Annotated in this window: 15 protein-coding genes; 10 read left to right on the forward strand and 5 right to left on the reverse strand. The window is 70.9% G+C overall.

The window, feature by feature from the left end; genetic code table 11:
* Positions 1-68: 68 nt before the first annotated feature.
* From AABA78_RS03645 to AABA78_RS03655, 3 genes are all read left to right on the forward strand, one after another.
* Positions 69-1,958, forward strand: coding sequence for a M4 family metallopeptidase (locus AABA78_RS03645; RefSeq protein WP_338261635.1), 1,890 nt, complete (start codon positions 69-71; stop codon positions 1,956-1,958).
* Between the two features lie 133 nt (positions 1,959-2,091).
* Entirely contained in the window at positions 2,092-2,649 is a 558-nt protein-coding gene (locus AABA78_RS03650) for a DUF2378 family protein (protein WP_338261636.1), read from the forward strand.
* 11 nt (positions 2,650-2,660) lie between these two features.
* The gene (locus tag AABA78_RS03655) at positions 2,661-3,755 is read left to right on the forward strand and encodes a hypothetical protein (RefSeq protein WP_338261637.1); all 1,095 of its coding nucleotides are present in this window, start codon (positions 2,661-2,663) and stop codon (positions 3,753-3,755) included.
* A 25-nt stretch (positions 3,756-3,780) separates the two neighbouring features.
* Here AABA78_RS03655 and AABA78_RS03660 read toward each other — a convergent pair whose 3' ends face one another.
* On the reverse strand, positions 3,781-4,614 hold the full coding sequence (locus AABA78_RS03660) for a hypothetical protein (RefSeq protein ID WP_338261638.1): 834 nt from the start codon (positions 4,612-4,614) through the stop codon (positions 3,781-3,783).
* Positions 4,615-4,780: 166 nt separating this feature from the next.
* Positions 4,781-5,224, reverse strand: a complete 444-nt coding sequence (locus AABA78_RS03665) for a DUF2383 domain-containing protein (protein ID WP_171413524.1) — start codon at positions 5,222-5,224, stop codon at positions 4,781-4,783.
* An 804-nt stretch (positions 5,225-6,028) separates the two neighbouring features.
* Here AABA78_RS03665 and xdhC point away from each other — a divergent pair.
* The 6 genes from xdhC (at position 6,029) to AABA78_RS03695 (ending at position 16,188) form a co-directional block, all read left to right on the forward strand.
* Positions 6,029-6,847, forward strand: a complete 819-nt coding sequence (gene xdhC, locus AABA78_RS03670; RefSeq protein WP_338261639.1) for a xanthine dehydrogenase accessory protein XdhC — start codon at positions 6,029-6,031, stop codon at positions 6,845-6,847.
* Positions 6,844-10,677, forward strand: a complete 3,834-nt coding sequence (gene xdhB, locus AABA78_RS03675; protein ID WP_338261640.1) for a xanthine dehydrogenase molybdopterin binding subunit — start codon at positions 6,844-6,846, stop codon at positions 10,675-10,677. Before xdhC ends, xdhB begins: the two co-directional genes overlap by 4 nt.
* Positions 10,678-10,761: 84 nt before the next feature.
* Complete coding sequence (locus tag AABA78_RS03680; protein WP_338261641.1) at positions 10,762-11,619, forward strand: MbnP family copper-binding protein; 858 nt, start codon at positions 10,762-10,764, stop codon at positions 11,617-11,619.
* Between the two features lie 15 nt (positions 11,620-11,634).
* On the forward strand, positions 11,635-12,792 hold the full coding sequence (locus AABA78_RS03685; RefSeq protein ID WP_338261642.1) for an MbnH family di-heme enzyme: 1,158 nt from the start codon (positions 11,635-11,637) through the stop codon (positions 12,790-12,792).
* Positions 12,793-13,132: 340 nt separating this feature from the next.
* Complete coding sequence (locus AABA78_RS03690; RefSeq protein WP_338261643.1) at positions 13,133-14,851, forward strand: hypothetical protein; 1,719 nt, start codon at positions 13,133-13,135, stop codon at positions 14,849-14,851.
* Positions 14,848-16,188, forward strand: coding sequence for a hypothetical protein (locus AABA78_RS03695; RefSeq protein WP_338261644.1), 1,341 nt, complete (start codon positions 14,848-14,850; stop codon positions 16,186-16,188). Before AABA78_RS03690 ends, AABA78_RS03695 begins: the two co-directional genes overlap by 4 nt.
* 8 nt (positions 16,189-16,196) lie before the next feature.
* Here the strand turns inward: AABA78_RS03695 and AABA78_RS03700 are convergent, their stop codons facing one another.
* The 3 genes from AABA78_RS03700 to AABA78_RS03710 all read right to left on the reverse strand — a co-directional run bounded on the left by AABA78_RS03700 (position 16,197) and on the right by AABA78_RS03710 (position 18,102).
* On the reverse strand, positions 16,197-16,403 hold the full coding sequence (locus tag AABA78_RS03700) for a hypothetical protein (protein ID WP_338261645.1): 207 nt from the start codon (positions 16,401-16,403) through the stop codon (positions 16,197-16,199).
* A 22-nt stretch (positions 16,404-16,425) separates the two neighbouring features.
* Complete coding sequence (locus AABA78_RS03705; protein ID WP_338261646.1) at positions 16,426-17,145, reverse strand: YcnI family copper-binding membrane protein; 720 nt, start codon at positions 17,143-17,145, stop codon at positions 16,426-16,428.
* 93 nt (positions 17,146-17,238) lie between these two features.
* Positions 17,239-18,102, reverse strand: coding sequence for a hypothetical protein (locus tag AABA78_RS03710; RefSeq protein WP_338261647.1), 864 nt, complete (start codon positions 18,100-18,102; stop codon positions 17,239-17,241).
* Between the two features lie 654 nt (positions 18,103-18,756).
* On the opposite strand from AABA78_RS03710, the gene AABA78_RS03715 reads away from it, so the two are divergent.
* Positions 18,757-24,201, forward strand: coding sequence for a non-ribosomal peptide synthetase (locus AABA78_RS03715; protein WP_338261648.1), 5,445 nt, complete (start codon positions 18,757-18,759; stop codon positions 24,199-24,201).
* The last annotated feature ends 20 nt before the right edge of the window (positions 24,202-24,221 follow it).

Here is a 24,221-nt window from a genome sequence, read left to right on the forward strand (position 1 = left end):
ACAGTCAGTGCTCCATGCTTTGCTCGCCAGGCTTCAAATTCTCGCTTTGTCACACTGGGGGCATCTTCATGACGCGCAAGACACGCTGGCTCCTCGCCGGCCTGACGTTCACGCTGTCCGCCTGTGGCGCGGGGGGCCCCGACGCAGAGGCGCCTTCGGCTCCGGCCGAGGCCCGGACGGGCGACCTGCGGGCAGCCCTGGGCGCGCTGCCCGGCGCCCAGGTGCTGGGGGTGCACGAGGACGGCGTCCCCCAGTTCATCCAGGGTGAGCTGGGCACGGCGGGCCGTCCCATTCCGGGGGCCAGCGCCTGGCAGGCGCACGCGCTTCTGGAGTCCACCCTGCTGCGCGTGCTGCCCGCCTTCCGGCTGACGGCGAAGGACGTGGTGCCCCAGCGCATCCAGCGGGACGAGCTGGGCCACACGCACCTGCGCTACGGGCAGACCAAGGCAGGCCTGCCGGTGGTGAACGAGGAGCTCATCGTCCACGTGGACGCGCAGGGCCAGGTGTACGCGGTGAACAGCACCGCGCGCGACGGCGAGCCCTTGCCGGCCCCCGCGCTCATCAGCCCGGAGGCCGCGAGCGAGGCGGCGCTGGCGGCGTCCTCCGGCGGCCTCGCGGAATCGGTGCGGGAGGTGTTCGTCCGTCCCGCCCCGGAAGCAGCGCTGGTCCGCGCCTTCGAGGTGGTGGTGTCCGGCCAGCACGAGGACGGCCTGCCGCTGCGCGACCGCGTCTACGTGAGCGCGGCAGACGGCCATGAGGTGCTGCGCACGCCTGAAATCCACACCGCGCGCAACCGCAAGGTCTGTTCGGTGGGCGGTGCGTCCAACGGCTGGTGCCGGCTGGAGGGTCAGCTGCCCACGGGCGACACGGGCATCGACAAGACGTACGACAACCTGGGTCTCTTCTACGACTGCTTCCAGCAGAACTTCGCCCGCGACTCGTACAACGGCACGGGAGGCCAGCTGCTGGCGCAGGTGCACTACGGCACCAACTACCCGAACGCGTACTTCGACGGCGCGAAGCTGGTGTGCGGCGACGGCAGCCTGCCCCAGTTCGGGCCGCCGTGCGGGGACCCGGACATCGTGGTGCACGAGTACACGCACGCCGTCACGGACAGCACGTCCGACCTCGTCTACAGCGGCCAGTCCGGCGCGCTGAACGAGTCCCTGTCGGACATCTTCGCCGCCACCTGTACCAGCTGGGCCACCGGCACCTGGAGCACCGCCGCGTCCGTCTGGCAGCTGGGTGAGACGGCCTGGACGCCGAGCACGCCCGGGGACGCCCTGCGCTACATGAACGACCCCGCGCTGGATGGCGCGTCGCTGGATTACGCCCCGGACGTCACCAGCGCCACGGACGTCCACTACGGCTCCGGAGTGCCCAACCTGGCGTTCAAGCTGCTGTCCACCGGCGGCGTGCACCCGCGCGGCAAGACGACCGTGAACGTGCCGGCCATCGGCGTGCAGGCCGCGGCCCGCATCTTCTATTACGCCAACGCCAACCTCTTCACCTCCACCACCACCCTCGCCGCGGCGAAGACGGCGACGCGGCAGGCGGCGGTGAACCTGGGCTACAGCACCGCCATCCAGAACGCGGTGGGCGCGGCATGGGACGCGGTGGGCGTGGGCGTGGCGACACCGCCGCCCACCTGCACGCTGCTGCCCAACAACACCACGGTGTCCCTGCTCTCCGGCGCCGCCGGTTCGCAGCAGTACTACTGCTTCGACGTGCCCGCGAGCACCGCGTCCACGGTGTCCATCTCCAGCGGCACCGGGGACGTGGACCTCTACACGCGCTTTGGCGCCGCGCCCACCACGACGGCCTACAACTGCCGGCCCTACCTGGGAGGCAACAACGAGACGTGCAACCTGGCGGCGCAGGCCACCGCCGGCCGCCAGTGGATCCTGCTCCAGGGCTTCAGCGCCTACAGCGGCGTGAGCCTGTCCGTGCACTACTGACACACCTGGCTGCCTGCCCTCCGCCGCGCGCACGCGCGGTGAGGGTGGGCACCTGGGGGCTGGCCTCCTTCGGGGCCCTGGGCGAAGAATGCGCGCCCGGGGCCGCTTCGGGCCTCCGGCAAGGCAGAGGGCCATGAGGGACGAGCGCGTCATCTTCAGCAGCAGCGTGGACAGCCTGTACCGCAAGGTGCTGGCGCCCTCCCTGACGCCCGAGTTGCTGGACCGGCTGCGCTCGCGCGGCCTCAACCTCCACGCTCCGCTGCTCGCCGCGTATCCGTTCGCCGTCTGGGTGGAGTGCCTGGAGGACACGGCCCGCACGCTCCACCCGGACCAGCCGGTGGAGCAGGGCCGGCGCATGCTGGGCCGGCGCATGGTGGAGGGCTACGCGCAGACGCTGGTGGGCGGCGCCGTCCTCACGCTGGCCCGCGTGGTGGGGCCCATGCGCTCGCTGGAGCGGATGCAGCACAACTTCCGCAGCGGCAACAACTACACGGAGACGCGCCTCACCGTGCTGGGCCCGGCCCAGGCGGACCTCTGGTTCAACGAGCCGCAGGCGCTGGAGGGCTTCGTGGACGGCGTGCTGGAAGAAGGGATGTTGCGCGTGGGGGTGCAGAAGTTCACCCTGCACCGCACCCGCCACTCGCCCGAGTCCGCCACCTACCACCTGGACTGGGCCGACCACGCCTCCTGACACCGGCTCCCATGTCCTCCATCCTCTCGACGCTGCCCGCCCTCTACCAGGACCTCCTCCCGGCCTTCTTCCGCAAGGAGGCGCCCACGGAAGTGAAGGCCACCTGCTCCAACTGCGCCATGAGCCGCGCCTCCGCGCAGGCCACGGTGGAGTCGGTGGACGGGGCGGAGCACCTGTTCCGGCCGGACACCAAGTGCTGCACGTACTACCCCCGGCTGCCCAACTACCTCGTCGGGGCGCTGCTGTCGGATGACTCGCCCCAGATGGCGGAGGGGCGCCGGCGCATCGAGGCGAAGATCGACAGCCGCATCGGCGTGAGCCCGCAGTGGGTGAAGCCGCCGGCGAAGTTCAACCACCTGTACAAGAACGCGCACCAGTTCTTCGGACGGGCGTCGTCGCTGCGCTGCCCGTACTACGCGCTGGAGTCCGGCGGCTGCACCATCTGGGCGTACCGCGAGTCGGTCTGCTCCACGTTCTTCTGCAAGTACGTGGCGGGCCGGGACGGCCAGCGCTTCTGGATGTCGCTCAAGACGTACCTGACGCTGGCGGAGTTCCAGCTGTCGCGCCACGCGCTGCTCCAGCTCATGCCGGAGTTCCTCCTGGACGGGCGCGACAAGGCGGAGGTGGCCACCGCGCCCCTGTCCGTGGAGGACCTGGACGACGCGGCCCCCCCGGCGAAGGTGTACGCCGCGCTGTGGAAGGGGTACGCCGGGATGGAGAAGGACTTCTACCGCGCCTGCTACGACGCCGTGCGCGCCGTGGACCGCGACGGGCTGGAGCGGCTGCTGGGCCTGGACGGCACCATCGAGCAGAAGGTGCTGGAGAAGCTGCACACCCAGGCCACCGCCCCCACGCTGCCGCGCGTGCTGCGCTTCAACCCGGACGCGACGGTGAAGTGGCTGCCGGACGGCAGCGTCGCGCTGGGCTCGTACAGCGAATACGACGCGGTGGCGCTGCCCGGTGAGGCGTACGCGCTGCTGGTGGAGTTCACCGGCCAGAAGCCCGTGGAGGCCGTCCGCCAGCACCTGCGCGACCACAAGCAGGCGGACCTGGATCCGGACATCCTCCTGGAGCTGCACCGGCACCGCATCCTCGTCGAGCCCTGAGCGCGGGCCTGCGCGAAGGACGCCGTCAGGGCTGGCCCGCGAAGGCACCCACGTCGCGCAGCCAGCGGGCGATCTTCTGGGTGCGCTCCCACGCGGGCTCGGCGGCGACCAGGTGCTCCGCCAGCCACGCGCTGAAGGCCGGGTCGCCCGCGCGCAGCCACGCGGAGGACTCGGCCAGCTCCCCGGCGGCGGCCTCCCACGCGCGGCGCACGGCGCTGGCCACGGCCATCAGCTCCGCGATGCAGCGGGTGAAGACCTCCATGCCCACGGTGACCTCGTTGGCGCAGTCGCCGCAGGACAGGGCCAGCGCGCGCAGGCGGCCCAGGTCCTTGAGCAGCCCCTGCTCCAGCGCGGCGGCGGTGCCCAGCCGGGCCTGGGCGGCGCGCTGCAAGAGCTCCACGTCCTCGCAGAGCTGGCGCCACGCCACGTCATCGCCCATGGGGAAGTCCCCCCGGCGGCGCAGGCGCACGACCACCGCCTGCCAGAGGTTGCAGAAGACGAGCACCTCCTCGACGCCGCGGCGCACGTGCGGCGGGATGTGGTCCAGGAAGTCCACCACGCACGCGCGGGCCTCGCGGACGAACACGTCGCCCTTCGGCGTGGGGTCCACGACGCCGCGCGCCAGCTGGAGCACGCGCCAGGCCCACTGGAGGGCGCGCTCGGAGGTGGTGAAGAGGACCTCCAGGCCGGTGCCCAGCGCGCCCGCGGCGTAGCTGGTGTCGGCGGTCGTCGGAGAGGGGATGGGAGGCAGGCCGGGGGCCTCGGCGCGCACGCCGGTCGCACGCGGAGACAGGGTCTCCACATCCTCGCTGTCGGTGCCGGGCCCATGCGGCCCCGGCACCGTGTGCTCACGCACCATGCGCGCTTCACCCTCCTTCGCCGGCGGAAGCTCCGTCCTTCCGAATATCGCACGCCCCCTGTCGCCTCCAGAGCTGGATGCGGGGACGTGCGATGCACCACAGGGCGCCCGTCCCTGAAGCCGGGATGGACGCCCTGGGATGTCCGGCACTGCGCAACCAATACGCTCAGTGCAGGGTCGGGTTCTTCTTCAGTGCGCTGAGGCGCGCGTGCGTCTGCTTCTGCGAGGGCAGCAGCTGCTGACGCACGAAGGTGCGCGCCTCGCCGTGGAGCTTGTCCACGTCCCGGTTGTAGTCCTTCAGGCCGTGGTCCTCGCCCTCCTCCAGCGCGTCGATGGCGCGCTTCTCGCCCAGCAGGTCCGCGCCCGCCTGGACGACCTTGGCGAAGATGCCCCAGGGCCCCGAGCCCTTCGCGGGCTCGCCTCCCAGCTTCTCGATGCGCTCCTTGAGGGCCTCCACGCGCTTCTCGTGGTCATGGAGGCAGGCCTCCACCTCCGTCCGGGCAACCTCGGTCTCGATGTGCTTCGAGGCGAGCCGGTAGGTCTCCACGGCGGAGATCTCCCCCCGCAGGAAGGAGTTCAACGTTTCGAGTTCGGCGGCGGCGTTGGCCATGACGTGCTTCTCCTTGGAATCAGTGAAGGGATGACGCTGGCCGACAAGGTGGTGATCTCCTTCCCAGCGACAACGGGCGCAGTCCTCCCTGTCCGGTGGGCAGGCAGCCAGGAGGGGGCCAGCAATGCCGGGCCGCATCCTCGCGGCACAAGAGCCACCGTCCTTGTCCAGGGAACCAGGGTCCGCCGTTCCATTCATGGCCTTCATGCATGCGCTCGCGCAGTACGCGCCGCAGCGAGGTGCGCCGGACAACCTGCTCCAGCGCCACCCCTGGTCAGACTTCAGACTGGCAGCGCGTGACTACCTGCCGATCGGGCTGCAAGCCCATTCGCCATTCACACACGCGGACGCGCAATCATCAGGGCTCATACAGGGCTGGCCATTACAGGCCGCTGTAGACCCCGTGGTTCCAAAACAAGTTCCGCTCCGACACTGGCCACTCCCCGCCGTGCCGCTGCAGACGGCGGCTTCGCTCGAGCCAATCTCTTGACTCCCGGTGTCCTCCTGAACGCCCGCGCCACATCCGGCCATCGACAGCAGCACTGCACCCAACATCACGAACTTCCGCATGCATCCCTCCGTTGGTGACTCACCGCAACGACAGACAAAGATATACAGCGACGCCCTGTGGAATCCCACGACATTCTCTTGCAAATAAATTTCCATAGAAACCAGAACCTCATTCACCCAAACCAAGCCGACCACTTCGACTGACTTGCATTGAATTGGGCGGGACTGGACGAGGCGCTTCACCTCAAGGCGGTGGAGACGTGCGCCTGCGGCCGTGGCAGACTCGCCCGCGGCATGTGGAACTGGGTTCACCAGCTGGCGGAGTGGGCACGGGAGGACACGCCGTTCGCCGTCGTGACGGTGACGGAGTGCAAGGGCAGCACGCCCGCGTCCCCCGGCGCGAAGCTGCTGGTGCGCGCGGACGGCACCTTCCACGGCACCATCGGCGGCGGCCACCTGGAGCAGTTGGTCCTCCAGGACGCGCGCGCGTGCCTGGACAAGGGCGAGGCGCGCACGTTCCGCTATCCGCTGGGCGCGAAGCTGGGCCAGTGCTGTGGAGGGGTCGTGGACGTCTTCGTCGAGCCCGTCAACCACGGGCCCCAGCTGTACCTCTTCGGCGCGGGCCACGTGGGCCAGGCGCTGTGCCGCATCCTGGAGGGCACCCCGTTCCGCGTGCACCTGGTGGACGAGCGCGCAGAGTGGGTCCAGTCCCCGCTGGTGCCCGCGGGCGTGGTCCGCCACGAGGAGCCCTGGGACGACTTCGCGTCGCGCGCGGTCTGGGATGAGGCGCGCACCTACGTGGCGGTGATGACGCACCGTCACGACGTGGACCAGGACATCATCGCGTTCGCCATCCAGAAGCCTGCCCGCTACATCGGCCTCATCGGCAGCGACACGAAGTGGGCCCGCTTCCGGCAGCGGCTGGAGGCGAAGGGGATGCCCGCCCGGCAGGTGGGCCGCGTCCAGTGCCCCATGGGGCTGCCCATCGGGGGAAAGTCACCGCAGGAGGTGGCCGTGAGCATCGCCGCCGGGCTGCTCCAGCTCCACCATGGACTGGCCCAGGAGACAGGCGCTCAGCCGCCGCCCACGCCCCTGCTATCCTCCGGGGAATGAGCACCCCCTTCGAGTTCCGGCTCAACGGCCAGACCGTCCAGGTCGACGGCGCGTCGCCCAACACCACCCTGCTGGACCACCTGCGCGCGCGCGGGCTGACCGGCACGAAGCAGGGCTGCGCCGAGGGCGACTGCGGCGCGTGTACCGTGGCGATGGTGGACCGGGACGTGAACGGCCAGAAGACCCTGCGCGCGTTCAACAGCTGCATCGCGCTCCTGCCCATGGTGGCCGGGCGCGAGCTCGTCACGGTGGAGGGCGTGGGCAGCCGCGCCGCGCCCCATCCCGTGCAGCAGGCGATGGTGAAGCACTACGGCTCGCAGTGCGGCTTCTGCACGCCGGGCTTCGTCGTCTCCATGGTGGAGGCCTGGTGTCGCAAGGACGCGGGCTCGCCGGAGGCCGTGGCGGATCAGCTCTGCGGCAACATCTGCCGCTGCACCGGCTACCGCCCCATCCGCGACGCGATGATGGACGCGCTCGCCACCCGCGACGCGAAGGGTGACGGCCCCGGCCTCCCCGGCGTGTCGCTGGAGGGCCCGCCCTCCCCCACGCCGCCCCTGCGCTACGAGGCCCGCGACGGCCTGTTCCTGCGCCCCACCACCTGGGAGGACCTGCTCGCGCTGCGCGCCCTGCACCCGGAGGCGATGCTCGTGGCCGGCGCCACGGAGCTGGGCGTGGACATCACCAAGAAGTCCCGCCGCTATCCTTTCCTCATCTCCACCGAAGGCGTGGAGGCCCTGCGCGCCATCCGCCGCGAGGAGGACGGCTGGTACGTGGGCGGCGCCGCGTCGCTGGTGGACGTGGAGGACGCGCTGGGCCACGAGGTGCCGGAGCTGGCGAAGATGCTCAACGTCTTCGCCTCGCGGCAGATCCGCCACCGCGCCACGCTCGCGGGCAACCTGGTGACGGCGTCGCCCATCGGGGACACGGCGCCGGTGCTGCTCGCGCTGGACGCGCGGCTGGTGCTCGCGTCCGTGCGCGGCGAGCGGACCGTGGCGCTGTCGGACTTCTTCCTCGCGTACCGCAAGACGGCGCTCCAGCCGGACGAGGTCGTCCGCTTCGTCGTCATCCCCCACGCCCCGGCGAAGGACAGCGGGCTCACGCGCCACTCGGACAGCTTCAAGGTCTCCAAGCGCCGCGAGCTGGACATCAGCATCGTCGCGGCGGGCTTCTGCATCGAGACGGACGCGCTGGGGCTCGTGCGCACCGCGCGGCTGGGCTACGGCGGTGTCGCGGCCACTCCGGCGCGCGCGAAGCAGACGGAGGCCCTGCTCCTGGGCCACCCGTGGAACACGGAGGCCGTGGCCCGCGTGCGCGCCACGCTGGAGCGCGAGTTCACGCCGCTCACCGACCTGCGCGGCAGCGCGGACTACCGGCGCGGGCTGGTGGTGTCGCTGCTGGAGAAGTTCGCGTCCGGCGCGCGAAGCCCCGCGCTGGACGGCCGCCCGCGCTTCGCCCCGGGCGCTCCTGCCGCCACGGCGGACGCGGGCCGCGAGCTGCGCCATGAGAGCGCGCTGGGCCACGTGACGGGCAGCGCGCAGTACGTGGACGACCTCGCGCAGCGCCGCCCCATGCTGACGGTGTGGCCGGTGCTGTCGCCGCACGCGCACGCACGCATCCTCCGCCGCGACGCCAGCGCCGCGCTGAAGGTGCCCGGCGTGGTGAAGGTGCTGCTCGCGGAGGACATCCCGGGCATGAACGACACGGGCCCCATCCGCCACGACGAGCCGCTGCTCGCGAAGGACGAGGTCCTCTTCCACGCGCAGGTGGTGGCGCTCGTCGTCGGCGAGACACCCGAGGCCTGCCGCGAGGGCGCCCGCCAGGTGGTGGTGGACTACGAGCCCCTGCCCGCGGTGCTCACGCTGGACGAAGCCCTCAAGCAGGGCAGCTTCCACACCGACCCGCACGTCATCCGCCGGGGCGACGTGGACAGTGCGCTCGCCTCCAGCCCGAACCGGCTGGCCGGAGTGCTGACGATGGGCGGCCAGGAGCACTTCTACCTGGAGACGCACGCGGCCTTCGCGGAGGTGGGCGAGGACGGCGACGTCACGGTGACGTCCTCCACCCAGCACCCGTCCGAGGTGCAGGCCATCATCTCGCACGTGCTGCACGTGCCCCGCAGCCGCGTGGTGGTGAAGGCGCCCCGCATGGGCGGCGGCTTCGGCGGCAAGGAGACGCAAGGAAACGCGCCCGCCGCGCTGGTGGCGCTGGCTGCGGTGCACACGGGCCGGCCGGTGAAGTGGATGCTGGACCGGGACGTGGACATGGTCGTCACCGGCAAGCGCCACCCGTTCCACGCGGCCTGGGAGGTGGGCTTCGACGCCACGGGCCGGCTGCTCGCGCTCAAGGCGGACCTCACGTCCAACGGCGGCTGGTCCCTGGACCTGTCCGAGTCCATCACCGACCGCGCCCTCTTCCACCTGGACAACGGCTACTACGTGCCCTCGGTGCGCTACACGGGCCGCGTGGCGAAGACGCACCTGGTCTCCAACACCGCCTTCCGGGGCTTCGGCGGGCCGCAGGGCATGCTGGTGATGGAGGACATCCTGGCCCGAATCGCCAGCGCGCTGGGCCTGGCGCCGGAGGCCGTGCGCCAGCGCAATCTCTATGACGGCGTGGGCGACACCAACACCACGCACTACGGCCAGGAGCTGGAGGACAACCGGCTGCCCAAGCTGTGGAACGACCTGATGGAGTCGTCCGACTTCGCGAAGCGCCGCGCGCAGGTGGAGGCCTTCAACGCGTCCAGCCCCCGCATCAAGCGCGGCCTCGCCATCACGCCGATGAAGTTCGGCATCTCCTTCACCGCCACCTTCCTCAACCAGGCGGGCGCGCTGGTGCACGTGTACCGCGACGGCTCCGTGCTGCTGTCGCACGGCGGCACGGAGATGGGCCAGGGCCTGCACACCAAGATTCAAGGCGTGGCCATGCGCGAGCTGGGCCTGCCCGCGGGCATGGTGCGCGTGGCGCAAACGGCCACGGACAAGGTGCCCAACACGTCCGCGACGGCGGCCTCCAGCGGCTCGGACCTCAACGGCGCGGCGGTGCGCGAGGCGTGCATCCAGGTGCGCGAGCGGCTGGCCCCGGTGGCCGCGCGGATGCTGGTGCAGCTGCACGGGCAGGCGGTGTCTCCGGACGCGCTGGTGTTCGAGGACGGGCGCATCGCGGCGGCGTCGCGTCCGGACCAGGGGCTGCCCTTCGAGGCCGTGGTGGAGGAGGCCTACCGCGACCGCGTGGGGCTGTCCGTCACCGGCTACTACCGCACGCCGGGCATCGGCTACGACCGGGCCCTGGGCCGGGGCAAGCCGTTCCTCTACTTCGCCTACGGCGCGGCGGTGAGCGAGGTGGAGGTGGACGGCGACACGGGCATGAAGCGCGTGCTGCGCGCGGACCTGCTGGAGGACGTGGGCGACTCGCTCAACCCTGGCGTGGACCGGGGCCAGGTGGAGGGCGGCTTCGTGCAGGGCCTGGGGTGGCTCACGGGCGAGGAGCTGAAGTGGGACGCGAACGGGCGGCTGCTCACGCACTCCGCCAGCACCTACGCGGTGCCCGCGTTCAGCGACGCGCCCATCGATCTGCGCGTGGCCTTCGTGGAGCGGGCGGAGCAGAAGGGCGTCATCCACGGCAGCAAGGCCGTGGGCGAGCCGCCGCTGATGCTGGCCCTGTCCGTGCGGGAGGCGCTGCGCGACGCGGTGGCCGCCTTCGGAGCGCCGGGCGGTGACGTGGGGCTGCCCTCTCCCGCCACGCACGAGGCCCTCTTCCTCGCCATCCAGCAGCGCAAGGCGCGCGGGGCCGGGCTCCCGGTTCCGGACGAAGCGCGCGAGGTGGCGTGAGGCGGAAAGCGGGTGCGGCAACATGCCACGGCATGCCCGCACGGCCGGTGCGTTAAACGGAGGCACCTTCCAAGGATGACCCCCATGCGCTCCCTGCTCCGCTCCCGCCTCCTCCTCCCGCTGGCCCTCGTGGGCGCGCTCGGCTGTGGCGAGGATGAACCCGAAACCCTGACGGTGGACCTCCCCGTCGTCGCCCGCGTGGGCGGCGAGGCCTTCGCGTGCGGAAGGACGTACACGAACGTCGGGACGACGGGGACGACCTACGAGCCCATGGACTTCCGCGTGTACGTGCACGACGTGCGGTTGGTGACGCGGGACGGGAAGGAGGTGCCCGTCGCGCTGACCGAGGACGGCACGTGGCAGCACTCGGGCGTGGTGCTGCTGGACTTCGCGAACAAGGACGGCCTGTGCACGCAGGGCACGGAGGGCATGAACGCCTCCATCCGTGGCACAGTGCCGGACGATGACTACACGGGCCTGCGCTTCACGCTGGGCGTGCCGGAGGACCTGAACCACGGCGACCCCACGACGCTGGGCGCGCCCCTGGGGGACATGGGCCTGCACTGGAGCTGGCAGAGCGGCTTCATCTTCACGCGCATCGAGGGCCGCACGCAGGGCCTTGCCCAGCACGTCTTGCACCTGGGCAGCACGTCCTGCGCGCCGCCGCCCGAGGGCCAGACGCAGGGCACCGCCGGGTGCGCGAACAACAACCGCCCGGAGTTCCACCTGGACGGCTTCGACGTGACGAAGAACCGCGTGGTGATGGACCTGGGTACGCTGTTCGCGGGCTCCAACCTGGACGTGAACGCCCCCAACACGGCCGCGGGCTGCATGTCGTCCCCCACCGACGCGGACTGCGGTCCCTTCTTCGAGCGCATGGGGCTGGCCTTCGGAGCCCAGGCGGCGAACCCGGCCGCGCAGACCTTCATCCGGGCCGAGTAGGAGAGGACGTCCGCCGTGGCACGACGACAGAGACAGGCGTGGAAGGCCCTCGCGACGGTGGCGCTGCTGGCCGCGGGCTGCGCGGATCCCTCGGGCCCTGGCGAGGAGCCCGAGCCCCCCGCGCCCTATGACTGGAAGCTGCCGGCGGGCTTCCCCACGCCGCGCGTGCCCGAGGACAACCCCATGTCGGAGGCGAAGGTCCAGTTGGGCCGGCGCCTCTTCTACGACAAGCGCCTGTCGCTGAACGGCACGCAGTCCTGCGGCTCCTGCCACGAGCAGGCCCGGGCCTTCACGGACGGGCGGGTGCACGCGGTGGGCAGCACGGGGCAGGCGCACCGTCGCAACGGGCAGGGACTGGCGAACGTGGCGTACGCGACCAGCCTCACCTGGGCCAACTCCGCGCTCACCACGCTGGAGTCCCAGGCGCTGGTGCCGCTGTTCGGAAGAGAGCCGGTGGAGCTGGGGTTCGCGGATCAACAGGAGGTCCTGCTGGAGCGGCTGCGCGCGGACACAGACCTGGCGGCCCGTTTCGCGGAGGCGTTCCCGGGGGAGGCCTCACCGGTGTCGCTGGCCACGCTGACCCGGGCGCTGGCGGCGTTCGAGCGCTCCCTGCTGTCGGGCACGTCGGCGTACGACCGCTATCTGTACGGCAAGGAGGTGGACGCGCTGAGTCCCGCGGCGAAGCGGGGCCTGCAGCTGTTCCTGTCCGAGCGCCTGGAGTGCGACCACTGCCACTCCGGCTTCAACTTCCAGGACGCGACCGTGCACGCGCAGACGCCGGAGCCGGTGCTGCCGTACCACAACACGGGCCTCTACAACGAGGACGGCCAGGGCGCGTATCCCGCCGGGGACACCGGCCTGCTCGAAATCACGGGCCGTCCGGAGGACATGGGGCGCTTCCGCGCGCCGTCCCTGCGCAACGTGGCCGTCACCGCGCCGTACATGCACGACGGCAGCGTGGCGACGCTCTCCGACGTGCTGGACCACTACGCGGCGGGAGGCCGCGCGAGGGCGGCGAACGGAGGACAGGCCAGTCCCCTGCAGAGCCCCTTCGTGCGCGGCTTCGAGCTGACGCCCGACGAGAAGGCGGACGTCATCGCGTTCCTGGAGTCGCTCACGGACACCGCGTTCCTGACCGACCCGCGCTTCGCGGATCCCGCCCCCGCGCCGTGAGCCGGTATCGTCATCGGCTGTGATCCAGCCATGGCGATTCCTCGTGCAGCGGTGGGCGGTGCTGACCTGCCTGGCCCTGCTCCTCACGGGCTGTGCTGCGTCTCCATCCCACGGGGGCACCTGGAGCCAGGGCACCCCGACGGCGCGCTCCGCATGGAGTCCGTGGGGTGGAGTTCCCCGGAGGCCCCACGCGGAGCCCCGGGCGGACAGGGCACGGGGCTGCGGTGGCCGGGTCCTGCCGCCGGGTTGGCCGGAGCTGGACCGAAGCGAGCAGCGCCTCGCGCCCTTCCTGTCCTGCGCCTCGCCCGCGGCCTTCGTGGCCATGCAGCGAGGGGTGGACATGGCCCGGCTGGTGGAATCCCTCGATGATTGGGATGCCGTCCGCCTGGGAGCGCTGGGCCCGCTAAACGCGAAGGCCTCCGGCATCCTCCAGGGCAAGCGCGCGGCCTTCCTCGTCAGCGCAGTCGAGCAGTACGGCCCTCCGCGCGCGGAGGTGTTCGCCCTCTTCCTCCTGCACACCACCTTCGATGACGAGCTGCGCGAGTTGCTCCAGCGCCTGGCGCGCGACAAGCAGCTCGGGGAGACGCTGGGCGGAATGCCCGCCGTGCGCGAGGAACTGCTGCGCAGGGGCTTGAAGGTCACGGCCTCTCCGGAGCGGGAGGAGCAGGCCGGAGACGTCCTGAGGGGACTGGGCCGCGCGGGGCGGGACGCGCTCTCCAGCACGGATGTGAGCGCCGGGGCCCGCTACGTGGACCTCACGAAGAAGCGGGCCCAACTGCCTCCGCCGTACCAGGACGCGCTCGACGCGGTGGAGCGGGCCTTGATGGCGGGGCACTTCTCACCGGGCAACGTGGTGATGGGTGGCTTCGACCACCTGACGTTCGGTGTCCCGATGGGCTTCTTCCATCTGCTCGCCGGAACGGCGCAGGGCGCGGCGTCCCTGGCGAAGGGCCGGTATGAACAGGCCACACGGGAGCTGGCACCCGCCGCGCTCATGGTGGCGCTGTACGCGGGAGGCAAGGGCGCACGGGCGCTGAGAGAAGGCCGGCCCACGTTCGACGTGGAGGCGCTCAAGGCGGCGGTGGAGCGTCTTGAAGATCAGCTCGGCGTGAACGCCACGCGGGAGCTGTTGCGCCAGCTTCGGGCGAGCCGGGAAGGTGCGCTCCTCGCGGCTGAGTGGGGAGAAGCGGGAGCACTCGCGCTGTACGAAGCCCGGGGCAACGCGGCGAAGGCGCAGGCCCTGCTGGCGGAGGCAAGCCGCGAACGCCCGGGCGCCGCACAGAAGGGTCTTGGACGAAGTGGAGATGCCGCCGCGCTATCGAAGGACTTCGCGGGCGTGCCACCTGAGGTCCTGGAGGCGCGGCTCGCCCAGGTGGAGTGGGAGGCCACGGGTCCACGCCTGTCCCGCGATGTGTCCTTCCTGAAGGAGCATCCACCGGAGAGGGATGCACCACCGGGAGCCGAAGGGCACCCGCTCTGGACCGAGTACGTGAGCTACCGGGAGGCACGGCTCGCGGAGCTGGAGCAAGGCACGCCCGCGAAGGGTCCCCTTAAATGGGAAGGCTACCTGGACCTGCGCGGCCTGTTCATCCGCGGGCTGCTGTTCGAGCGAGCCATGGTCGCCCGGCTCCGGGCGGACGCGGCACTGCCCCGAGCGCAGCGTCAGTGGCTCCGAGACTTCGAGGAGCCCCGCATCGAAACGCACGTGGGAATGACGAAGGCGGACCTGCGCTTCGCGGACGTGCTGGTCATTGAGACGAGGCCGCCATCGGGACAACCGCCACGCATGGAGACCTTCAGCTTCAAGAGCCGAAATCTTCGTCAGCTCGACGAGGGTGCATTGAAGGCCCAAATGGGGGCGGACGCGCGTGCGGCTGTTCTGTATTACGGCGAGACCGTGAACGTCCGCAGACCTGGGCTGGAAGGACCGGCACGCATCCGCAGGGTGCGCCTCGTCTACGAGGGAGGGGCCCTCCAATATCTGGACACGGCCAAACTAGAGGGAATCCTGGCGGACCTCCAAGATCAGGTCCCAGGTGTGGAGGTCCAGATCCAATGATCGAGCAAGAGAACCCCGGGTTCATGGCGGGCGACTACCTGAATCTCTCGTTTGATGGAGCCTGTAACACCCTCGGCGACCTCGGGCACGAGCTGGCACCGTTTCTTGAAGCACTCGAATCAGGTGCTGAGGAGTGGATGCCAGACATCGTCAAGGGGGTGCGACGCCGAAAATACACACGTGAGGCAGTCGCCAAGGGTTTGGCCGAACGGCGCCAGGAAAGAACGACCTCCGTGGGGCTCTACAGCACAACGGTGCCCGACCTGGACACGTCACTCCATCTTCGACTTCCGCCACTACAACCAAGCCTGAGATTCTCTCTTACGCTGAAGCCGCTCGACCGCGTCGCGCAGGAGCCGAGTTGCAAGAAGCTCGTGGAGATGGTCCGGGCCTGGGCCATCCACTACCCAGTCACCCACGCCTCGGCCCACAGTTCGGCGGACATGGAGTTGGCGGGCGCCCCTCGCTTCGGCCGTGACCGGGAAACGTACTACCGGGACGGCTTCGACAAGGTCTACGAAATCTGCTGGCTCAACGTCTTCGGCGCGAAGCTGGTGGAGACCGTCGGTCGCGAGCGCATGCGATCCACGCCCGCCCACCGTGTCGAAGAACTTCCCGACGGATCCGTCCTCCTCGTCACCTGGCCTACGGCCGCGGACTTCGCCAGCGAAGCCGCACGCACCGCCCAGGCCCGCGCGTGGGTCCATCTCCGGCCGGACCTGGACTTCGACACCGTGATGGCCACCCTCCGCGAACGAAGCGCCATGCTCGCCCCCGTCGAACCCCGCTTCGCTCCGGATATCGCCGCGCTGCTCTCACGCCTGCCCGAATACGCCTCCCTGGGCCAGCGTCAGCGGCGCATCGCCGAGCTCAACGCCTATGTCCCTCCAGAGCCGGAGGAATGGCTTCCGCTGGACGCCGCCCTTCCCCCGGACGTGGCCGACCCGAAGGCCGCCCTCGACCAATACGCGTACTTCGCGGAGCGCCTCATCGCTCTGCTCCACACGCCGGTGCCCTCCGTCTTCAAGATGTCCCCCGAGTCACTCACGGACATCGACTTCCACTTCTGGAAGGAGACCTTCCCGGACACCTTCGAGCGGCACAACATCGACGCCGTCGCGGTGCCGGCCATCGGCGCCTACCTGGGCGAGGTGCTGGTCAAGCACCTGGGCGGACAGTGGCATCCTCGCAAACAGTGGATGGAAGCCCAGGTCCGCGTCGGTGAGCGCGTGTGGCTGCCCTTCGCCCGCGCCCACCGCTACATGCGGTCCACCCAGTCACTGCTGGACCACTCCCTCACCCAGCTCTACCGCGTCGCGGAACGCCATTCCCGCTGAAGCCCGCGCTACCGCGTCGGCGGCTTGAGGTCGTCCGGCAAGCGCTCCAGCGGAGGACGCTCCAGCGTCCCGGGCCGCTCCACACCGGACGGGGACGTGCCCGCGTCCTCCACGATGGTGCCCGCGTCGGTCTGCCCCGAAGGCGGCGGCGCGACGGGCTTGTCCGAACAGCCGGCGAGGACGCCGACGCACAACACGATGAGCCAGTGGCGCATGGTCGCTGTCTCCCGTGCCACGTTAGTACTTCACCCAGATGACCGTGCCCGGGTGGATCTGCGTGAGCGCGGTGACGCCCGGCTCCTTCTCGATGAGCGCCTGCGTGACGGGGTTGAAGCTGTACGCCTGCGCGCCGGACCAGACGATGAGCGCGTCCTTGAACACGGTCAGGTCGTGCACGTGCTCCTCCACCGTGTACTGGTTCCAACCCGGCAGCCGCGAGGGCAGCAGGTACAGCGACGGGGCCGGGTTCTCCGTGGGCGCCGTGCCCGCGTCACCGTCGTGGCCGTGCTCGCCCCCGGCCGTGCTCGTCCACTCCACCACCGTCTCCACGCCCGCCGGAGTGCGGCACGTCTGCGTCGTGGGGAAGAACACCGCGGTGAACGGCTTCGCGGGCAGCTTCATCCGCAGCCCCAGGTGGAAGAAGTGCGTGTCCGCCGCCTTCACCTCGCCCACGGGCCGGGTCCACGTCACCGCCGTCACGTTGCCGGAGGCGTCCTTCTCCACCTCGGCCTTGCCGAAGACGGAGTCCACCGGGCGCACGCCCGTCACGCCCTCCGGAATCCGGACCCGCATCTTGTACGTGTCCGCGCCGTCACAGCCGTGGCTCACCGTGAAGTCCGCCTCGAAGGTCGCGCCGGCATAGGGAGGCGTGGCCCCCGCCACCGCCGCGTGCGCGAAGGCGGAAGAGGACAGCAGCGAACCCGCGACAAAGCACAGCGGCCCCAGGGGAAGCTTCATCAGGTGACTCCAGGAAGAATGGAGCACCCCGGATAGCAGCCCCTGGAGGAGCGGCCGCTGCGGTCATTTGTCGCAGCGCCCGCGCCATGCGCCTCACGGCAGCGCGATGCGCCCCGGAGCGTCCTGGGTTCCCTGCTCGGTGTGACAGGTGTTGCAGTCGCCGTTCGTCTGCGGCGTGACCATCGTCCGCGACGTGCCCTCCGGCCCCACCAGCCGCGCCCGGTACGGCAGCGGGAAGGACGGCTGGAGCGTCGTGGACAGGAAGTTGCCCGCGGCGTTCGGCACCAGCGTGAGCCGCACCCGCCCCTCCGCGTCCAATATCTCCACCTTCACCCGCGAAGGCTCTGGCAGCCGGGCATCACACCCGTCCTTCTCGTGGAGCGTCGGGAACACCGTGCCCATGAAGAAGTACGCCAGCGAGGGCGCCTGCCGCAGGTGACAGCTCCGGCAGGCGTATCCCGGCGCCATGGCGGCTCCGGTGTCGCCGCTCGACTCGGTCCAGACGCTCCCGCTCGCGCACGTCGTCGGCGCGGGCCCCGGCGGCAGGCTGCCGCAGTTGCCCGGCGGCATCCCCGCCTCGAACCACCCCGTGAGCACGGCCCGCGCTTCCTCCGGAAGCGGCGGCTCGGAGGCAGGCGGCATCGGAGACCGGGCGTCGTTCATCCTCGCCAGGCTGCGCTCCCCCACGGTGAGCCGAGGATCCACGGCGGAGACCCGCTGGAAGTCGGAGCGCGCCAGCAGCGCCAGGGGCGCATGCGCCTTCGCGGGCGTGGTGTGACACGACGCGCAGCGCTCCGCGACCACCGCCTGCACGTCACAGGGCAGCGCGTCCGGGCCCGGCTCCACGCCCGCGTCCACGACCCGCGCGAGCTCCGGCTCCACGGAACAGCCCAGCACGCCGCACACGAGCAGGGCGCCCCACGTCCACCGCGTCACGTCACGAACCGGCCTCGGCATGCCTCACGCTCCAAAGCCGCCTCTACCATGCGCCTCGCGGGCACCCCCTGCGGCACAAGCGCGCAGGGCCGTGTCGGACCTGCCCCGTATCCTCCGGAAACACTCTCCGAAAGAATCCAAGGAATCCAATCTTCACTGACAATCCATAGATGCAAGCAATAGCCACGCGACTTCGGCGTAGCGAAGAGGCCGGTTGGGGGGGCGGACCCATACACTCCGCGTGTTCCCGTCACATGATCCGATGTGTCACGTTTACACGGGCATCACACGCAGTATCCCGTGAACAGGGGAGGTCCCCGGGTTTCCGACCTTGGGGGTCGTTTGAATGTGCCTCCGTTCGCGCGATGAAGTGACTCGCGGCCCCGACGTTCACCGAATTCCGTCACCATGAAATTCGCACCCTGCCTCGCCCCTGATTCACGAGCCCTCCGCCGTGCCCGAGGTCCGGTGAGGCTTCAAGGGGGGTGGGGGGGATTGCTCGCGCGCGCGCCAGACGATACATGCGCCACACAACGCGCCTTCACGGCGGGTGCTGCTTGCGACTGACCTCTTGAAACCCTGTCTCGCCGGGCGACAGCTTCCCCCCGGCCCCTGAATCCGCGTCTCCGTGCCGCCCGCGCACGGAACACCCCCCGCATCCCAGGAGTCGCGTTCATGCCCACTGGAACCACGCCCGGTTCTTCCCCGGCCCCCGACTTTGCGTTTTCCACCCTGGTTGAATTGCTGCGCGTCCGCGCAAGCACCCAGGGTGATCGTCGCGGCTTTACGTTCCTGCTGGACGGGGAAACGGACGAAGCGCACCTGACGTACGCGGAGCTGGACCAGAAGGCGCGCGCCATCGCGGCGGCGCTCCAGGCGCGCGGGGCCCAGGGGCAGCGGGCGCTGCTGCTGTATCCGCCCGGGCTGGACTACATCGCCGGGTTCTTCGGCTGTCTGTACGCGGGCGTCATCGCGGTCCCCATCTATCCGCCCGACCCCATGCGTCTGGCGCGCACGCTGCCGCGCCTGCTGGCCATCAGCCAGGACGCGCAGGCCACCATCGCCCTCACCACCGACTTCATCTACGGCATGGGGGAGATGCTCTTCGAGCAGGCGCCGGAGCTGCGGGAGCTGCACTGGATCGCCACGGACACGCTGGACGCGGAGGTGGCCGAAGGCTGGAAGGACCCCGGCGTGGCCACGGACACGCGGGTGTTCCTCCAGTACACGTCCGGCTCCACGTCGTCGCCCAAGGGCGTGGTGCTGACGCACGGCAACCTGCTGCACAACTCGAAGCTGATCCACTCGTGCTTCGGTCACTCCACGCAGAGCCAGGGCGTCATCTGGCTGCCGCCGTACCACGACATGGGCCTCATCGGCGGCATCCTGCAGCCCCTGTACGGCGGCTTCCCGGTGACGCTGTTCTCGCCGGTGGACTTCCTCAAGCGCCCCATGCGCTGGCTGGAGGCCATCTCCCGCTACAAGGCCACCACGAGCGGCGGGCCCAACTTCGCGTTCGACCTGTGCGTGCGCAAGTCCACGCCGGAGGAGCGCGCGAAGCTGGACCTGAGCCAGTGGGACCTGGCCTTCAACGGCGCGGAGCCCATCATGCCGGACACGCTCCGGCGCTTCGCGGAGGCGTTCGGTCCGCAGGGCTTCCGCTCGGAGGCCATCTATCCCTGCTACGGCCTGGCGGAGGGCACGCTCATCGCCTCCGGCGGTGACAAGCGCGAGCTGCCGGTGCAGCGCACCGTGGACGGGGGCGCGCTGAAGGACAACCGCGTGGTGGCGAAGGAGGCCGCGAGCCCCGGCGCCCAGACGCTGGTGGGCTCCGGCCGCAACCTCACCGACCAGAAGCTGGTCATCGCGCATCCGGAGACGGGCGCGCCGCTGCCCGCGGGCCAGGTGGGAGAGATCCGCGTCGCCGGGCCCAGCATCGCGCAGGGCTACTGGGGCCGCGACGAGCAGACGCGGACCACGTTCCAGCAGCCGCTCGCGGGCACGGGCGACCCGACGCCGTTCCTGCGCACGGGCGACCTGGGCTTCCTCGCGGACGGCGAGCTGTTCGTGACGGGCCGCCTGAAGGACCTGATCATCATCCGCGGGCGCAACCACTACCCGCAGGACATCGAGCGGACGGTGGAGTCCAGCCACCCCGCCATCCGCCCCGGTTGCACGGCGGCGTTCTCCATCGAGCAGGACGACGAGGAGCGCCTCATCGTCGTGACGGAGGTGGACCGCCGCGCGGTGGAGCGCGACGGCGTGGACCTGGACGCGCTGGCGCAGGGCATCCGGCAGGCCGTCGCGGCCGGGCACGACCTGCAGGCCCAGGGCGTGGTGCTGCTGGGGCCGGGCGCCATCCCGAAGACGTCCAGCGGGAAGATCCAGCGCTTCGCCACCCGCGCGGAGTACGTCGCGGACACGCTGGAGGCGCTGCACAAGAGCGTCATCGCCGCGGCTCCCGTCCAGGCCCCCGCGGCCGTGACGGCTCAAGCCAGCACCCCGGAAGCCGCCGCGCCCGCGCCCGTGGGCCCGGACACCAGCATGCTGCAGAAGATGCTGGCGGTGGTGACGGACACGACCGCGCGCCGGGCCATGGTGGCGGTGTTCCTCCAGGAGCAGGCCGCGCAGGTGCTGCGGCTGCCCACCGCGCAGGTGGACGCGAACAAGCCGCTGCACGCCTACGGCGTGGACTCGCTGATGGCGGTGGACTTCAAGAGCGCCGTGGACGCGGGCCTGGGCATCGACCTGCCGCTGTCCGACGTGCTCCAGGGCGTGTCGCTGTCGAAGCTGGCGGAAACCGTCGTCACGCTGCTGTCCGCGCCCCCGTCCCAGCAGGCCTCCAGCGCCGTGGCCGTGACGTCCGCCACGGGTGACGCGCCCCTCTCCGGCGGCCAGCAGGCGCTGTGGTTCATGCACCAGCTCGCGCCGGACAGCGCGGCCTACCACGTGCCCGTCGCCGTTCGCGTGCGCGCGGGGCTGGACGCCAACGCGCTGAAGGGCGCCTTCGAGGCGCTGGTGGCCCGCCACCCTGCCCTGCGCACCACGTTCGTCATGGCGGCCACGGGCCCCGTGCAGCGCGTGCACGCGGAGCTGCCGCTGGACTTCACCACCACGGACGCGAAGGGCTGGAGCGACGCGCAGGTGGCGGAAGCCCTGTCCGCCGAGGCCCGCCGCCCGTTTGATTTGGAGAAGGGGCCGCTCTTGCGCGTGCGGCTGGTGTCGCGGTCCGCCGAGGACCACGCGCTGCTCATCGCGATGCACCACATCGTCACCGACTTCTGGTCGCTGGCGGTGATGGCGGAGGAGCTGGACGCGCTCTACCCGGCGCTCAAGCTGGGCAAGCGCCCCTCGCTGGCGCAGCCCGCACGCACCTACGCGGACTACGCGCGCTGGCAGGCGGAGATGCTCGCGGGGGCTCGCGGCCAGGCGCTGGAGAAGTACTGGCGTGAGCAGCTGTCCGGCACGCTGCCGGTGCTGGACCTGCCCACGGACCACCCGCGTCCCCCGGCGCAGACCTTCAACGGCCACGTCCACACCACCCGTCTGGACGCGACCGTCGCGAACGCGGTGAAGACGCTGGCGCGCGAGCACGGCGCCACGCCGAACATGGTGCTCCAGACGGCGTTCCAGGTGCTGCTGCACCGCTACACCGGCCAGCAGGACTTCACGCTGGGCGTGGTGAGCGCGGGCCGCGGCCGCGCGGAGCTGGCGGGCATCACGGGCTACTTCGTCAACCCGCTGGTGGTGCGCACGCGGCCCTCCCCCACCCTGTCCTTCACGGACTACCTGGCCCAGACGCGCCAGACGATGCTGGGCGCGCTGGAGCACCAGGACTACCCGTTCAGCGCGCTGGTGGACCGGCTGCAGCCGGTGCGTGACCAGAGCCGCTCGCCGCTGTTCCAGGTGATGTTCGTCTACCAGCGCGCCTCCAAGCTGGACGAGCGCGGCCTGACGCCCTTCGCCCTGGACATCCCAGGCGCGAAGTCCACCGTGGCGGGCCTGCCAATCGAGTCGCTGGTGCTGTCGCACGGCGGCGCGCAGTTCGACCTCACGCTCACCATGGGCGAGGCGGACGGCGAGCTGGTGGCCTCCTTCGAGTACAACACCGACCTCTTCGAGGCCGGCACCATCGAGCGCATGGCCGGGCACCTGGCCACGCTGCTGTCCGGCATCGCCGCCCAGCCGGGCCGCGCGCTCGCGGGCCTGCCGCTGCTCACGCAGGCCGAACAGCGGCAGCTGCTGGAGACCTGGAAGGGTCCGCGCGTGCCGCTCACGCAGGCGGACATGCTGCCCGCGCTCTTCGCGGCGCAGGTGGCGCGCACGCCCGACAACGTCGCGGTCCTCTTCAAGGACGCGCAGCTGACCTACCGCGAGCTGGACGCGCGCGCGGGACAGCTGGCCGCGTGGCTGCGCGGCGCGGGCGTGAAGCCGGGCGACATCGTGGGCATCTGCCTGGAGCGCTCGGTGGAGACGCTGGTGTCGGTGCTGGCCGTGATGGCGGCGGGCGCGGCGTACGTGCCCATCGACCCGGCCTACCCGTCCGAGCGCGTGGCCTTCATCCTGGGCGACACGCAGGCGCCGGTGCTCATCACCCAGTCCTGGCTCCAGCGCACGCTGCCCGCCGGTGCTTCCGCGCGCACGCTGTTCGTGGATCAGCCGCTGGACGGCGCGCTGTCCTCCGCGCCCGCCGCGACGGTGGCGGCCGGGGACCTGGCGTGCCTCGTCTACACCTCCGGCTCCACCGGCCAGCCCAAGGGCGTGATGCTGGAGCACGGGGGCCTGGCCAACCTCGTCCGCTCGTTCGTGGAGTCCTACGCGCCTACGGCGACGGACCGGATGCTGCCGCTCACGTCGGTGGCCTCCGCCAGCTTCGTGGGCGAAATCCTCCCGCTCCTGTGCACGGGCGGCGCGCTGGTGCTGCCCACCGAGGATGAGATCCTCGACCAGGAGAGGCTCTACCAGCTCATCACCCGCCACACCGTCAGCATCGTGAGCACGGTGCCCGCGGTCATCGCCGGGCTCAACGCGCGCCTGGAGCACCTGCCGCCGCTCAAGCTGGTGCTCTCCGGCGGCGAGGCGCTGGTGGCCAGCGACGTGGAGAAGCTGCTCGCCACCACGCCGGTGGTGAACGGCTACGGCCTCACGGAGACGACCGTGTGCTCCACCTACCACCGCATGGCGGTGGAGGACCTGCAGGGCCACGCGTGGGTGCCCATCGGCCGGCCCGTCATCAACACGGACGTGTACGTGCTGGACGCGGAGCGCAACCTGCTGCCCGTGGGCGTCGCCGGTGAGTTGTACGTGGGCGGCCTGGGCGTGGCGCGCGGGTACTGGAAGCGGCCGGAGCTGACCGCCGAGCGCTTCATCGCGGATCCGTTCCATGCCGGCGAGCGCCTGTACCGCACGGGCGACCGCGCGCGCTGGCTGCCGGACGGCGTGCTCACGTTCCTGTCCCGCGCGGATGATCAGGTGAAGATCCGCGGCTTCCGCATCGAGCTGGGGGAGGTGGAGGCCGCCGTGCGCCGCCACCCCGCCGTGAAGGAAGCGTTCCTGATGGCGCGCGAGGACTCGCCCGGGGACAAGCGCCTGGTGGCGTACGTGGTGCTGGGCGAGCCCGCGCCCACGCACTCCGACCTGAACACCTTCCTCGCGGAAGGGCTGCCGCCGTACATGCTGCCGTCCGCGTACGTGCCGCTGTCCGCGCTGCCCCTGTCGCCCAACGGCAAGGTGGACGCGAAGGCGCTGCCCGCGCCGGAAGGGGCCCGCCTCGCCACCGGCGTCGCCTACGCCCAGCCGCAGAGCGCGGTGGAGCGCAGCGTGGCGGCCATCTGGGCGGCGGTGCTCAAGGTGGAGCGCGTCGGCCTCAACGACAACTTCTTCGAGCTGGGTGGCAACTCGCTGCTCATCGCGCAGGCCCACCGGCGCCTCAAGGAGGAGCTGGGCGCGGAGCTGGCGCTGGTGGACATGTTCAAGTTCACCACGGTGAGCGCGCTGGCCCAGCACCTCGCGAACAAGGGCGAGGACTCCGGCGCGGCCTCCCAGAAGATCAAGGACGAGGCGGAGCGCCGCCGGGCCGCCCAGGCGCGGCGTCAGCAGGCGCGCGGCCGCGGCAAGTAACGAACGACTTTCAGGCACAC

Source organism: Corallococcus caeni, from assembly GCF_036245865.1.
GTDB lineage: Bacteria > Myxococcota > Myxococcia > Myxococcales > Myxococcaceae > Corallococcus > Corallococcus caeni.